This window comes from Dyadobacter sp. 3J3, from assembly GCF_009801115.1.
In the GTDB taxonomy this organism is placed as follows: domain Bacteria; phylum Bacteroidota; class Bacteroidia; order Cytophagales; family Spirosomataceae; genus Dyadobacter.
Genome location: NZ_VTOL01000011.1, coordinates 118979 through 132421 on the forward strand (window position 1 = coordinate 118979; position 13443 = coordinate 132421).

Here is a 13443-nt window from a genome sequence, read left to right on the forward strand (position 1 = left end):
TACGGTTTTTTCGGTTTAAATTTCTTTGGAGTAATTATGTAGTTTATCCAACTTTTGTAGTGGTTAGAGAGATAAGCCTGTCAAGTTGTTATTTGAGCAAATAAGAAAACTGCGATATGGAAAATATTTATACGGGTTTATTACAAAAAAGGAATGGGATACCTGAAGATTATAAAAGAAATATTTTGTCACGGTCACTTTTGCTGGTATTGATATCTATGAGCGTTTTCACGATGCTCACGATCGAAACAAAAGCACAAAAATCGAAGAATACTGCCAATATTTTCGCACTCGATAATCTTACAGCCTGGTGTATCGTACCTTTTGATTCGAAAAACCGTGGACCCGTGGAGCGTGCGAAAATGCTTAATACATTGGGTATTAATAAACTGGCTTATGATTGGCGGGCAAAACATATTCCCACTTTCGATAGTGAAATTGAGGCCTTGAAAACACATCACGTTACTTTACAGGCTTTTTGGCTCCACTCCGGGCCCGATCCGGAAAATGACAAAGATCTGGAGACGATTTTGGAAGTATTGAAAAGAAATAAGGTGAAAACCCAACTTTGGCTGATGGTTACCGGAATCAATGATCTTGATGGTATGACGCAGGAAGAAAAAGTAAAAGCGCATGCGAAACCTATCGCTTACATTGCAGAAAGAGCGGCTGAAATTGGCTGTACGGTTGGGCTTTACAACCATGGAGGCTGGTATGGGGAACCAGAAAACCAGCTGGAAATTATTAATTATTTAAAGAAGCCAAACATTGGAATCGTTTACAATTTTCATCACGCGGAAGAACAATTTGATCGTTTTCCGAAATTTTTCCCGGAAATGCTTCCTTATTTGCTGTCGATAAATTTGTCAGGGTTAAGAAAAGGTAATCCCGTAAAAGTGGTTCCAATAGGGCAGGGGGATGTTAAAACAGAAATGATACGGGTTGTAAAAAATAGCACATACAACGGCCCCATTGGTATTATTAATGAAGAAACTGCGCCGGATGCGGAAGTAGGATTAAAAATGAATATGGATGGTTTAAAAAAGATATTGAAACAACTTGGGGATTCGGCTGCGCTTAAAACCTATCATTAAAAACGTACGCCGTGATCCAGCAAATCCTGAACAGCGATTTTTTCATGTTGGATTAAAGGATTTAAAATTTGTGGATCAACAGTTCCGGAAGATGCGAGTACAAACGAGAAATCAGAAAAAGGTGCGTAAACAGCATCAAATATTATTTTAGCCCTTTCAAAATGATACTCAGAGGTGACAATAATAATTTCCTCCGGCTCGTATTTTGCTATAATCCATTTGGAAAGTGTGGCGTCTTCCACGGAATGACTTGATGTAATTAACGCAATAATATCGTCATATCTGATCGTATTTAATAGTAAGTTTTGCATTAGATAATACGCATGCGGCTTATCAGTTGTATTGAAATGTGGGCCAAATCCGCCGGTTAATACAATTTTATAATTTCCTGTCTCATACAGTTTTTGGCAAACGGCCAGCCTGGTTTTTGCCATTTCACTAAGTGTTCCGTCAGGTTCGTTGGGCGATCCTAAAACAAGGATGATTTTCATTTAAATTGATGAAAGCAGTGTTGCGTTTCTTATGTGATGATATATTGAGAAAAATTAAAAAAGGCTTAGGCTTTTTCGACTAAAATACAAACCTGAGTGACCCATTTCTCAGGATCAGCTTCTGCTATCGGATCAGAAAAGTAAAACTCAACCCTGCATCCAACAAGTTGGCCGTCCTCCAAAACGCTGCATTCTCTATAGCCGTTTTGTATGATCCAGTCATCGAGCGAAATATGTACCTGAGGCAGATTTTTATAATCTCCTGTGAAAGTTAGAGCAGCATAATCTCCTTTGGGGAATGCTTTGGAAATGATTCTGCCGTCGCCGGTCACTTTTGTCTTTATGGCAACGCCTACATCTACAATCAAGATTTTGTGCTCATCCATTGACAGATACCGGAAAAATGGTGCCCCATTTGCTTCGATATTTTCCTTTTTTAGCCAATTAAATACCTCAGAAATCAATGGTGGCAGCAGGGTCGGGATTTCAGCCATACTCACTTTTTGCCTGATCGCAACATAAGGCTCATTTTCCAGGAATTCTATTTTTGGCTCCGTTGTCATAGTCGTAAAGTTTTGGTGAGACTTATTAAGGACTTTCTCAAAAGCTAAATTACCTGGTTCTTTCAATCTATACACAGGTGCAATATGACAATTTCAGGGGGTATCTGCGACAGATTTTCCTGAATTCGGATATTTATTTTTGCAGAATTTCTCTGCTTATCTATTTAAAATAATCTTCCTGATTTCTAAATATCCCATGGTAACAGATAATCTCCGGGATTTTTCGTTTAAAAGAACGAATTTGTATCATTGTAAAGTAAATCAGTAGGAAGTATGTTCGAAAACCTGGTCCGGCATATACAAAAATTTGTTGCTTTAAATGAAGAGGAACAAATTATTCTGAGATCTTATGTCAAATTTGAAAAGATAAAAAAGAAACAATATCTGTTGCAGGAAGGACAGTTTTGTCATGCCAACTGGTTTATTGTCAAAGGCTGCCTCAGAAGTTATACGCTTAAAGAAAACGGCAATAAACAGATGGTCCAGTTTGCCATTGAAAATTGGTGGCTTACTGATTATTTTAGTTTTGAGCAGAAAAAACCGTCAAAACTTTTTATACAGACTGTTGAAGATTGTGAGCTGATCAGTATTGACGACCGCACATCGGAAGACTTGTTTGCCAAAATTCCACAGTTGGAACGTTACTTTCGGCTTATCCTTCAAAAATCCTATGCCGCTTCCCTGATGCGTTTGCAGTATATGTTCAATCTTTCTCCGGAGGAGCGTTTTCATCACTTCAATGAAAATTTCCCCTCTTTTATACAGCGGGTGCCGCAATATATGCTGGCTTCTTATCTTGGTTTTACACCTGAATTTTTAAGTAAAATCAGAGCGAAAATGGCAGATTCCTGATTTTCTTAATCATGATTAAGTTTTTTTAGAAGCGGAAGCCGGAAATTTGTGACATCATAAATCTAAAGAAAGTAATCATGGAAAAGAGAATCAACATCCCAAACGCAGATCCGGCAGCTTATAAAGCCATGTTGGGTCTTGAAAAATACATTGAAAACACCAGCCTGACTCCCATTCATAAAAATCTCATCAAAATCCGTGCTTCACAGATCAACGGATGTGCTTATTGTATTGACATGCATACCAAAGAAGCCCGCGCGATTGGGGAAACCGAACAGCGTATATATGCATTAAACGCATGGCGTGAAACTCCATTTTTTACGGAAGAAGAACGGGTGGTGCTGGCAATTTCAGAGGAAGTTACCTTGATTCAAAATCACGTTTCGGATAAGACATATAACAATGCGATTTCTCTTTTGGGCGACCAATACGTGGCTCAGGTGATCATGGCTGCTATAACCATCAACGCCTGGAACAGAATAGGCATTGCGACAAACCTGATGCCTGCTTTGAATTAGAAAAGAAGAGTTTCTTTTATCGTCAAAGGGTTTCTGCGGAATGACATTTTTCTTATCTGTCCGATTTGCGGGGGTAGGAGGGTTATCACGATCCGTTCGACGGGAGAAATCGCCGTCGGAAGGATCGGTCCGCAGGATCCAGGTCGGTTAAAGTTTGTTGAAAGATTTACATATTTGTGTTTTAACCAATCATCGAAGTCAGAGGCGCTGCCTTTGATATACTGATTCTTCCATTAAACAATCACAGTTCGCCAGAAAATAATTGGGATTTTTATTTAAAAAATTCCCATAAATCATTAGCAGTCCTTTCCAGGAAAACAGAAAAAAGATACGGGAATAGTTTTTTATGAATGAGCGTAAATTGTATTTACACTTCATTATAAATTTTACAACATAAGAAATCCAATCCGATATTATTCTGCCTATGAGAAATAAAATCATTGAACGAGAGCAAGTGCAGGAAACAATGCCGTGGATGCCTGGTTCAACGGATGTAAATCTGCGTATAAATGGCAATGCGCATGCATTGAAATTACAGCCGTGGGTAAGTCTTTTGGATGCTTTGCGGGAATATGCGGATTTGACCGGAACCAAAAAAGGCTGTGACCATGGACAATGTGGCGCATGTACCGTATTGTGTGATGGCGACCGGATTTTGAGTTGTCTGACACTTGCGGTAATGAAAGAGGGTGCTGATATTACGACAATTGAAGGTATTGCGAAGGAGGGAGAATTGCATCCGCTACAAAAAGCGTTTATCGAGCACGATGCATTTCAGTGTGGCTATTGTACCCCGGGACAAATTTGCAGCGCTATCGGTATGCTAAATGAAAATAAAGCCAGTTCAAGAGCCGAGGTGAAAGAACTGATGAGCGGAAATCTTTGCAGATGCGGTGCGAATACCAATATTATTGACGCGATCATGGAAGTTAAGGAAGGAGGGAATTATGAATAATTTCAGCTACGCCCGGGCAAAAAGTATTCAGGAAGCCATTCAAAAAGTGAGTGCAGATAAGGATACAAAATTTGTCGCGGGCGGTACGAACCTTATCGATTTGTGGAAATACGACCTCACGACTTTCAATGCGCTGATTGATATAAATTCCATTGAAGAATGTCACGCGATTGAAGAAAAAAGCGACGGCGGAGTTCGGTTGGGTGCTTTTGTCAAAAATGCACAAACGGCTTACCATCCCCTTATAGAGGCAAGATATCCATTGTTGTCGAAGGCAATTCTTGCCGGGGCCTCCGGGCAAATCAGGAATATGGCGACAAACGGTGGTAACCTTTTACAGAGAACACGGTGTTATTATTTTTACGATCCGGCAGTTCCCTGCAATAAGCGTGAACCAGGCAGCGGCTGCTCTGCCATTCAAGGTTATAACCGTATTATGGCCATTTTTGGAACCAGTGAAAATTGTATTGCCGTTTTTCCGTCCGATATGTGTATCGCTTTGGCGGCGTTGGATGCGGTTGTAAATGTAAGCGGCCCGGGAGGCGAGCGTAGTTTACCTTTTGCCGATTTTCATCGTTTGCCAGGTGATACACCACATTTGGATAACAATCTGGCTTTTGATGAAATAATCACCAGTATTGATCTTCCACAGAACGGCTTTGCCAAAAACTATTCTTACTTAAAACTACGGGACCGGAATTCCTATGCTTTTGCGCTGGTTTCTGTGGCAACTGGCTTTGAACTTGATGGCGATATCATTAAGGAGGCCCGTATTGCACTGGGTGGTGTGGCGCATAAACCTTGGCGCGTGCGACAGGCCGAAGAATTTTTACGAGACAATACTGCCTCCAGGGAAAATTTTGAAACTGCTGCGGAAATTATAATAAAGGATGCGGTCACCTATGAGTTCAATAGCTTTAAAGTAGAGTTGACAAAAAGAGCAATTATTCGGAATTGTATCATGGCACTTCACCCTGAAACACAACTGCCGGGAGCTCAGCCATCAGCCTAATTAACCAGGAAATTTTATGTCAAAAATACCATTGATAGGACAACCCGTCAGCAGGTTGGAAGGCCAGATGAAAGTAACCGGTTCGGCCAAATATTCAGGTGAATATAATATGCCCGGTTTGTTATACGGCTACGTTGTAAACAGCACAATTGTAAGGGGTGAAATCATTAGTATCAACACAGCAGATGTCAAAAAAATATCAGGGGTAGTTGAAATATTCACGCATGAAAACCGTCCTTCTCTGGCCTGGTTTAATATGCAGTATGCCGATATGGATGCCCCGGCGGGATCTCCGTTTCGTCCGCTGCACGACAATGAAATAAAATATTATGGCCAACCAATTGTGCTGGTGGTGGCCGAGACTTTTGAACTTGCCCGTTATGCTGCCTCACTCATTGAGGTCAGGTATAAAGAGGAGAAATTTTCAACCGATATTCAGGCCAGTCTAGCCAAGGCGCGCGCCCCAAAAGTTGGGATGGCTGCAGCTTTAAAACCTTTACCACCAAAGCCGAAAGGTGATTTTGAAAAAGCTTATGCCAGTTCTGCGGCTCAGGCTTCGGGAGAATTTTTTCATGGTACTGAGCATCACAATCCGTTGGAATTATTTACGACGACAACGATTTATGAAGGAGAAGGAAAGCTGACGATATACGACAAAACACAGGGAACTGTTAATTGCCAACTATATGTAGGAAATGTTTTTGGACTTCATTTTAAAGATATAAGGGTAATTTCGCCTTATGTTGGAGGTGCTTTTGGTGCAGGTTTACGGCCTCAATACCAATTGTTTATGTCAGTTATGGCATCTTTGGAGTTGAAAAAAAATGTGCGGGTAACGCTTGACCGAGACCAGATGTTTACTTTCGGATATCGCCCGCCAACAATACAAACAACACGTTTTGGTGCAAATGCTGACGGAACTGTTACTGCACTAAATCACGAAGCAATTGGCCAGACTTCTCAGTTCGAAGATTATACAGAAGTTGTGGTTAACTGGGCGAATATGCTGTATCCCGCTCAGAATACACTTTTCAAATATAAAATGGTTCCATTGGATGTTTTTAGTCCTTTGGATATGCGCGCCCCGGGCGGAAGTACAGGAATTCACGCCATTGAAAGTACGATGGACGAACTGGCTTACAAGCTCAATATAGATCCTTTGGAGCTTCGTCTTATCAATTATACGTTGCATGATGAAAGTACGGATCGTCCGTTTTCCAGTAAGGAATTACGCGAATGTTATTTGCAGGGAGCCGAGAAATTTGGCTGGAAAAATCGAAATCCTGAACCACGCAGTATGCGCCATGGCAATAAACTTGTCGGCTACGGTATGGCTACGGGAATCTGGGAAGCTATGACTGTTCCGGCTCGGGCGGAAGCAATTATTACAGAAGATGGTAAACTATTGGTTAACAGTGCTGTGACCGATATTGGTACCGGAACATTGACTGTTATGACGCAAATTGCTGCCGATGAATTAGGTTTGCCAATGGAAGACGTAACCTTTTCCTATGGCGACAGCAAAATGCCTTTTGCACCCATTCAGGGTGGATCTTTTACGGTTTCAACAGTGGGGTCAGCAATAAAAGCGGCTGGAAAAGCATTGAAGAAAAAGTTGTTAAAAAAGGCAGCTGGAATTGATAAATCACCTTTCAAAAATGTTCCTATTGAAGAGGTGATATTTGAAAACGGAAAAATCGTTTTGACAGAGAACCCAACCCTTTTTATGTCCTTTCAGGATATTATAACAGCCAATAAAGGAAAGGAAATCAGGACAATTAACTTCTCGGTTCCTAATGTTCTCAAACTTAAAAAATATTCCCGGGCTGCCCATAGTGCTGCTTTTGTTGAGGTAGAGGTGGATGAAGAATTGGGCATTATTAATGTAACAAGAGCCATCACCGCAGTAGCTGCCGGAAATATAATTAATCCCAAAACAGCCAGAAGTCAGATTTTAGGTGGAATGGTATGGGGAATTAGCAAGGCATTGCGGGAGGAAACCATCAGCGATCATCATTTAGGCAAATATATGAATACGAATCTGGGAGAATACCACATTCCTGTGCACGCTGATATCCATGAACTGGACGTGATTTTTGTGGCTGAAAAAGATGAAATTGTCAATGAGCTTGGTAGTAAAGGTATTGGAGAAATTGGTCTGGCAGCCATGCCGCCAGCCATTGCCAACGCTGTTTTTCATGCAACAGGAAAGAGAATCAACCGGTTTCCAATTCATTTTGATTCTTTGCTTTAATTGATTGGAATTCAGAACTATATAATTACTTTTTTAATCCTGACAGTCGGCATATTTGCCGGCTGTTTTTTGTTTTAATAAATATCGTTTTTCCGATGAAAATTGAGATTTGGCAAATTTATTATAAATACAAGAAACAATATAAAGCCAGGCGGGAACGTAACCGGAATTTGAAACTTCATTTGGTTAAGAAAGCATTAAGTGTTAAACTCGTCCCGTCATTTGTACTAAATGCAAAATAATGACCTGTATAAAATTTATATACAAAATATTATACTTTATTTTTGTTGTAAATTTCCGGTTTAATTTTACTGCCCGAATTTTTAAGCTCAAAACACCTATAAATTAATTTAGTAATTCGCCAAAATTCCTAAAACTCTTATTTATTTCAAATGAATCGCAGAGACGCAATTAAAGATCTATCCATGATTCCGCTGGCCGGAAGTATCATGCTCCCCAAAACTTCTGCTCCTGAAAAAGCAGTAAGCCCGGCTCAGGTTGCAGCCAGCAAAGAAATCTATCAGGCAATTGGTGTGGAACCGATTATCAATTGCCGCGGGACGTTCACCATTATTGGAGGTTCCATAGAAAGGCCCGAAGTAAGAACTGCAATGGATGCCGCAGCTCAGGTTTTTGTACAATATGATGAACTTGCCTTCGGGGCAGGAAAACGTTTGGCTGAGTTGACAGGCGCAGAATGGGGAATGGTATCCGCTGGTTGTGCAGCGGGTATGAAACATGTTACAGTGGCCTGTGTTACAGGAGGTAATCCCGAAAAACTGATTCGGGTTCCAAATCTTGCCGGATTTGATAAAACGGAAGTAATTATTCCAAGATATTCGCGTAACGTCTATGACCACGCGTTGAGAAATGTAGGGGTGACTCTGATCACAGTGGATTCTATTGAAGAATTAACAAATGCAATGAGCTCTCGTACTGCACTGATTTATCTGATGGCTGGCGATGAATCCATGAAAGGGCCTTTGTCTTTGGAAGCCATTTCAAAAATTGCGAAGCCGAAAAATATCCCGGTTATGGTGGATGCAGCAGCAGAGGACCTGACTATTCCTAACGTCCATTTGAAAATGGGTGCTTCCGTTGTGATTTACAGTGGCGGAAAAGCACTTTGCGGACCTCAGTGCGCAGGACTTGTTTTAGGGCAAAAAGATTTGCTGATGTCTGCATGGCAGGCAAGCGCGCCGCACCACGGTCCGGGGCGGGATAACAAGGTTGGGCGTGAAGAAACCATGGGCATGATTGCCGCCGTAGAAGCGTGGACAAAGCGTGATCATGCAGGAGAATGGAAAAGATGGCTTTCATGGCTTGATAATATTTCGAAAACGGTAACAGCAATTGACGGAGTTAAAACAACTGTTATTGAGCCAAAAGAGGAGCTCTCTAACCGAACGCCACAGTTAAGGATTTCATGGGATGCTGCTAAATTCAATATCACCGGTGAAGAAATTGCCGAACTTTTTGGCAGAACAAAACCACGTATTGCATTGGGTGGCGGAAGCAGAGACGGATCAACCTTTATTTCTATAACAACCGGACAAATGCAGCCGGGCGACGATAAGGTAGTAGCCGAACGTTTTGTTGCCGTTTTATCTGAAAAGCGTACGCCGCAAAAAACAGATATGAAACCTGCAACCGTTGCATTAAAAGGACATTGGGATCTGGACGTAAAGTTCTTTTCGTCGGTTAGCAAACAATCATTGATCATTGAACAAGACGGAAACTGGCTTGAAGGTTCCCATAAAGGTGAATTCTCGGTAAGGGAATTGCAGGGAACGGTTGAAGGAAATGAAGTAAAAATGAGGAGTTCGGATCGCCAGATTGCGGATAATATTACATTTTCATTTTCGGGTACAGCAAAGGACGATGCCATGAGCGGTTCCATATACATGGGCGAGTACATGACTGCTACTTTCACTGCCAAACGCCATAAGTTTAAAGCAAAACGTGAAAAGATTTTCATTCCTTCGGGGCCACCTTTGGCAACTTAGTATTTGAAAAACAAGCGGTAATGAAAAATGAGATACTTCGGGGTCTCATTTTTTTTGTGTCAAAAATTTAAATTTTAGAATTAAAAAATAAGTAATAACTGGTTGAATAACAGACTTTTTAATACCGGGTATGTGAATTGTGCTGTACCATGTTTTTGTGGTACGGAAATTTAGAAGCGTGATTTTTTAAGCAAACATAATCACTTAAAGGGCTAAATGAATTTACATCATGGAAGAGTTAAAAGTTGTCAATATTTTCAGGTTTAAGTCTAGCGAGGAAGGAAGTAATTCTGCTGTAAAAGCAAAAGATAATGAGATTAAAGAATCCATCATACAGATGGAAAAACTGGCTTCTACCTATAATTTTTACCAGAAACCGGTTGTTGTTCATTTCTTTGGAGATACAAAATCAGACCTTCGTTTCAGGGTTGAATGCAATGATTCCGATACTCGGATACGCATAGAGAACGCGCTGAAACTATATCAGAAAAATCAGTAGTTTTTTCTGCTCATATAGAATCAGTCTCCATTGTGTAAAAAAATCATCAAAATGTGTGATTAATTTTATACAATCATTTGTTCTTCCGTGTGTTTTAAAAGTGCTTCTGTCAGACTTTTCCATTGGATCCGCGAAAAGCTGATAATGCCGCTCATGCCTACGATCGTATTTCTTAGCTGATCCAGGAGTTGATCGCTGTCTTTATTGGTTTTGGTATTCCGGTCGTAAACGGCTGCTGTAACTTTTGTCATTTCTCGTGTCACGGTGAAAGTACTGGTCGCCTCGAAAGAATAAAAATGAGCAATGTCTTTGTTTGTCGATAATGGGTTTGGTGCAGGTCTCACTCTTATGCCTATACTTTGAAAATCCGGGGAATTGAAAACTTCGATTTTTTCCACTTTTACCCAGTCAAAACCATCGCCTGCTTTGGAGCCCGGGCCTGGAATATCTATTTTGAAATACATACCTTCCTGAACAGTTGAGTTTACTGGATTTCCTTTTTGGTCTGTTAAGTGAAAATTGGCCAGGAAATTTCCGGTTAGCTTTTGCCAGTTATTTACGTCTATCAAACGGTTTTTTGAAATTTCAAAGCGTGATTTAGCCAGTTCAGTATTTTTTGTGTCAATGCTGCTTTCAACATTGATTTTTTTTCCTTCTTCCTGAGAAGGAACGATTCCGGAATAGTCTTTTTCTTCCATTTGTCAAGATGATAAAAGAATGAAATTCAATGATTCATTTTTCATTTTCGAGCACTTTATTATAGTCAGCATCGAATGATTCCCGTCCAAACTCGCTTGCGTAAATTTTAATAAGCAGTAAAAAATAGCTGATTAATAAAGGTCCAAAGATGAATCCAAGAAAACCAAAAAGTTTCAGTCCGACGATTAATCCTAAAATAGTAATAACAGGATGAACGTTGCCAACTTTTTTCAGGAACGAAATACGCGCCAGATAGTCTATATTGCCGGTCACAATTGCGCTGTATATTAGCAGTCCAATTGCCTTGCCGTTTTCACCAGAAGAAAAAAGAAAAATAACCGCAGGTATCCATATTGCAGCTGTGCCAACAACCGGAAAAAAGGCAAAAATTCCTGTCAAAAATCCAAGCAATACAAAATCTTTTATGCCGAAAATCCAGTATCCAACCATAGCGACAAGTCCCTGAACGATCGAAATAATTGGAATACCTAACGCGTTTGCCCTTACCATCATTTTTGTTTCCTTGGTCAGGATATCAATGTTTTTGTTTCTCAAAGGAAGAAATTTTGAAACGGCCCTTTCCAGTTGAGGTCCATTGGTAAACATGAAAAAGGCAAGGAAAAGAATCATTAGCAGATTTCCGATGAGTGTAGCCGAACTGTTTAACAACATTGGGATAAATCCAACGACCCGCTTTGGAAGTTCTATTATAAAATCACTTTGAGAAATATCCTGTCCTGTCCAATCTTTTATTTGATTGGAGACCGCATGGAGTGCTGAATAAACCTGATCAGGATTTTTTAAAATTTGCTCTGTTTTTGAATATAACAATTGTACTGAAAAATATATGGGTACTACAATGCAAGCCATGAAGGCAAACATGAAAAGTAATGCGGTGGCACTTTTATTCCATTTTTTGCTAAATGTTAGTTTAAAATACCAATGACGGCTAAGAATGTAAAGCGTGAGCGCTCCCAAAAAACCTGGAAAAAAAGTATAGAGCTGTGAGAAAATCAGCGCTCCCAGTGCCAGAATGAGCAGGAAGAAAAATACCTGCCTTATTTTATTATTAAATCCGGACATAGCAGCGAAAATAAATTTAGTTTAGTTCTTATGCATTCCTTTACTTCTGAATGTGCCCGTTGTACTCCTTTTAGCTCTAAAACTTAAACGGCTAAAATCATGCCTGTGGGATCAACTGACGATTTAAATGACTAGAAAATAGAAGATCATATTTAATCGCAGAATTTTTGATCGCAAACCGGTGGTATAATTTTTATATATTATATGTTACAATCAATTTAAGAATATCATGAAACAATCGCAAAATTCCAATGGTATGCAGCAAAGCCAGAGCAAGACGCATGCGGAAAATAAAGATAACCTTGATAGCAGACATAAAGAAGAGGAAACCGTAAAGGGTAACAACCTTACGAATAACCAAAAACAACATGCCAGCCTGGGTAAGAAGAATGACTAATTATGTAAGAGATGCCTGGATTCCCGAAGGGAAATTCGGGCATTTTTTTATCCCCGAAAATAAAAATCAATAAAATGACTCAATCCGAAATACCTGAAAACGGAGCCTTGGTACGATTTCTCAGAACAGACGAAGAAGACTGGAGAGACGGTGAATTCGATGCTGAAAATCATTTGTTTATTGAAATATATGCATTGGAGCTTTCTACACATGCTATGGAAGATATCCAGGAATGGGAATATCTTCCCAAAGTAGGGTATTGAAAAATATAAATTTCAAAAATTTTATGGAAGTTAGGACACTGGTAGTAGGTGATATTCATGGAGGTTATAAGGCTTTGGTACAAGTTCTGGAGAAGGTAGAACTACGGGAAAACGACAGGCTAATTTTTCTTGGTGATTACGTAGATGGCTGGCCAGAATCTGCTTTGGTTATCGAGTATTTGATCTCGTTATCCAAGAAGTATTTCTGTATTTTTATTAAAGGGAATCATGACGTCTGGTGCGGAGCATGGCTTTCCGGGAGCGATCCAGACATAGGCTGGCTTGAAAACAGAGGTTTAACAACGATTTTAAGTTATCAGGATTTTGATCAAAAGACAAAACTGATCCACCGGGATTTCTTTACCAGTCTTACCGATTATTATATCGACGAAAATAATCGTCTTTTTGTTCACGCTGGTTTTACTTCCCAAAAAGGTGTGCTTGAAGAAAAATTTTCATACAATTTTAATAACGACCGTACACTTCTGGAGACGGCACTGGCCATGGATAAAAATTTAACTACCGATTCTGTTTTCTATCCCAAAAGACTGGCGCTCTTTACCGAGATTTTTATTGGGCACACACCTACGACAAAATATAATGTAGATGTTCCCCTGCAAGGTGGCAACCTTTGGGATATTGACACAGGAGCTGCAACAGAAGGTAAAATATCTGTGATGGATATTGGCACAAAAGAATTCTGGCAAAGTGATATTGTGAAAGATTTTTATCCCATTTGATAAAATGAATAATGGTA

The 13443-nt window shown here is 40.0% G+C and carries 15 protein-coding genes; 11 read left to right on the plus strand and 4 right to left on the minus strand.

Annotated elements, in window-relative coordinates; translation table 11 throughout:
• Positions 1–116 precede the first annotated feature (116 nt).
• Entirely contained in the window at positions 117–1094 is a 978-nt protein-coding gene (locus tag FZF08_RS22620) for a sugar phosphate isomerase/epimerase (protein WP_229216651.1), read from the plus strand.
• Here the strand turns inward: FZF08_RS22620 and FZF08_RS22625 are convergent.
• Entirely contained in the window at positions 1091–1585 is a 495-nt protein-coding gene (locus tag FZF08_RS22625; protein ID WP_159473765.1) for a YdcF family protein, read from the minus strand. The genes FZF08_RS22620 and FZF08_RS22625 overlap by 4 nt on opposite strands.
• A gap of 65 nt (positions 1586–1650) precedes the next feature.
• A complete protein-coding gene (locus tag FZF08_RS22630; protein WP_159473769.1) occupies positions 1651–2148 on the minus strand; it encodes a GyrI-like domain-containing protein in 498 nt (165 codons plus the stop codon).
• Between the two features lie 273 nt (positions 2149–2421).
• Here FZF08_RS22630 and FZF08_RS22635 point away from each other — a divergent pair, with 273 nt between their 5' ends.
• The 7 genes from FZF08_RS22635 (at position 2422) to FZF08_RS22665 (ending at position 10244) form a co-directional block, all read left to right on the plus strand.
• Positions 2422–3000: a Crp/Fnr family transcriptional regulator gene (locus FZF08_RS22635; protein ID WP_159473773.1), complete on the plus strand. Its 579-nt coding sequence runs from the start codon at positions 2422–2424 to the stop codon at positions 2998–3000.
• A 77-nt stretch (positions 3001–3077) separates the two neighbouring features.
• On the plus strand, positions 3078–3518 hold the full coding sequence (locus FZF08_RS22640) for a carboxymuconolactone decarboxylase family protein (protein WP_159473776.1): 441 nt from the start codon (positions 3078–3080) through the stop codon (positions 3516–3518).
• 424 nt (positions 3519–3942) lie between these two features.
• Positions 3943–4473, plus strand: a complete 531-nt coding sequence (locus tag FZF08_RS22645) for a (2Fe-2S)-binding protein (protein ID WP_409012670.1) — start codon at positions 3943–3945, stop codon at positions 4471–4473.
• Positions 4466–5485 carry a xanthine dehydrogenase family protein subunit M gene (locus FZF08_RS22650; protein WP_159473779.1) on the plus strand — a complete coding sequence of 340 codons (1020 nt, stop codon included), beginning with the start codon at positions 4466–4468 and terminating at the stop codon, positions 5483–5485. The genes FZF08_RS22645 and FZF08_RS22650 overlap by 8 nt, the downstream gene beginning before the upstream one ends.
• 16 nt (positions 5486–5501) lie before the next feature.
• A complete protein-coding gene (locus tag FZF08_RS22655) occupies positions 5502–7739 on the plus strand; it encodes a xanthine dehydrogenase family protein molybdopterin-binding subunit (RefSeq protein WP_159473782.1) in 2238 nt (745 codons plus the stop codon).
• A 392-nt stretch (positions 7740–8131) separates the two neighbouring features.
• Complete coding sequence (locus FZF08_RS22660; protein ID WP_159473785.1) at positions 8132–9745, plus strand: aminotransferase class V-fold PLP-dependent enzyme; 1614 nt, start codon at positions 8132–8134, stop codon at positions 9743–9745.
• A 229-nt stretch (positions 9746–9974) separates the two neighbouring features.
• Positions 9975–10244, plus strand: coding sequence for a hypothetical protein (locus FZF08_RS22665; RefSeq protein ID WP_159473788.1), 270 nt, complete (start codon positions 9975–9977; stop codon positions 10242–10244).
• A gap of 65 nt (positions 10245–10309) precedes the next feature.
• Here the strand turns inward: FZF08_RS22665 and FZF08_RS22670 are convergent, their stop codons facing one another.
• Positions 10310–10942 carry a hypothetical protein gene (locus FZF08_RS22670; RefSeq protein WP_159473791.1) on the minus strand — a complete coding sequence of 211 codons (633 nt, stop codon included), beginning with the start codon at positions 10940–10942 and terminating at the stop codon, positions 10310–10312.
• Between the two features lie 34 nt (positions 10943–10976).
• Positions 10977–12026 (minus strand): AI-2E family transporter, encoded by a 1050-nt coding sequence (locus tag FZF08_RS22675; RefSeq protein ID WP_159473794.1) that lies wholly within the window; start codon positions 12024–12026, stop codon positions 10977–10979.
• Between the two features lie 229 nt (positions 12027–12255).
• Between FZF08_RS22675 and FZF08_RS22680 the strand changes: the two genes are divergently transcribed.
• From FZF08_RS22680 to FZF08_RS22690, 3 genes are all read left to right on the plus strand, one after another.
• Complete coding sequence (locus tag FZF08_RS22680; protein WP_159473797.1) at positions 12256–12423, plus strand: hypothetical protein; 168 nt, start codon at positions 12256–12258, stop codon at positions 12421–12423.
• 74 nt (positions 12424–12497) lie between these two features.
• On the plus strand, positions 12498–12686 hold the full coding sequence (locus FZF08_RS22685; RefSeq protein WP_159473800.1) for a hypothetical protein: 189 nt from the start codon (positions 12498–12500) through the stop codon (positions 12684–12686).
• A gap of 23 nt (positions 12687–12709) precedes the next feature.
• Positions 12710–13426, plus strand: coding sequence for a metallophosphoesterase family protein (locus tag FZF08_RS22690; protein WP_159473803.1), 717 nt, complete (start codon positions 12710–12712; stop codon positions 13424–13426).
• Positions 13427–13443: the final 17 nt, after the last annotated feature.

Coding starts and splice junctions, on each gene's coding strand:
- FZF08_RS22640 (WP_159473776.1), top strand. CDS start 3,078: ATGGAAAAGAGAATCAACATCCCAAACGCAGATCCGGCAGCTTATAAA.
- FZF08_RS22665 (WP_159473788.1), top strand. CDS start 9,975: ATGGAAGAGTTAAAAGTTGTCAATATTTTCAGGTTTAAGTCTAGCGAG.
- FZF08_RS22645 (WP_409012670.1), top strand. CDS start 3,943: ATGAGAAATAAAATCATTGAACGAGAGCAAGTGCAGGAAACAATGCCG.
- FZF08_RS22625 (WP_159473765.1), bottom strand. CDS start 1,585: ATGAAAATCATCCTTGTTTTAGGATCGCCCAACGAACCTGACGGAACA.
- FZF08_RS22675 (WP_159473794.1), bottom strand. CDS start 12,026: ATGTCCGGATTTAATAATAAAATAAGGCAGGTATTTTTCTTCCTGCTC.
- FZF08_RS22620 (WP_229216651.1), top strand. CDS start 117: ATGGAAAATATTTATACGGGTTTATTACAAAAAAGGAATGGGATACCT.
- FZF08_RS22690 (WP_159473803.1), top strand. CDS start 12,710: ATGGAAGTTAGGACACTGGTAGTAGGTGATATTCATGGAGGTTATAAG.
- FZF08_RS22680 (WP_159473797.1), top strand. CDS start 12,256: ATGAAACAATCGCAAAATTCCAATGGTATGCAGCAAAGCCAGAGCAAG.
- FZF08_RS22670 (WP_159473791.1), bottom strand. CDS start 10,942: ATGGAAGAAAAAGACTATTCCGGAATCGTTCCTTCTCAGGAAGAAGGA.
- FZF08_RS22630 (WP_159473769.1), bottom strand. CDS start 2,148: ATGACAACGGAGCCAAAAATAGAATTCCTGGAAAATGAGCCTTATGTT.
- FZF08_RS22660 (WP_159473785.1), top strand. CDS start 8,132: ATGAATCGCAGAGACGCAATTAAAGATCTATCCATGATTCCGCTGGCC.
- FZF08_RS22635 (WP_159473773.1), top strand. CDS start 2,422: ATGTTCGAAAACCTGGTCCGGCATATACAAAAATTTGTTGCTTTAAAT.
- FZF08_RS22685 (WP_159473800.1), top strand. CDS start 12,498: ATGACTCAATCCGAAATACCTGAAAACGGAGCCTTGGTACGATTTCTC.
- FZF08_RS22650 (WP_159473779.1), top strand. CDS start 4,466: ATGAATAATTTCAGCTACGCCCGGGCAAAAAGTATTCAGGAAGCCATT.
- FZF08_RS22655 (WP_159473782.1), top strand. CDS start 5,502: ATGTCAAAAATACCATTGATAGGACAACCCGTCAGCAGGTTGGAAGGC.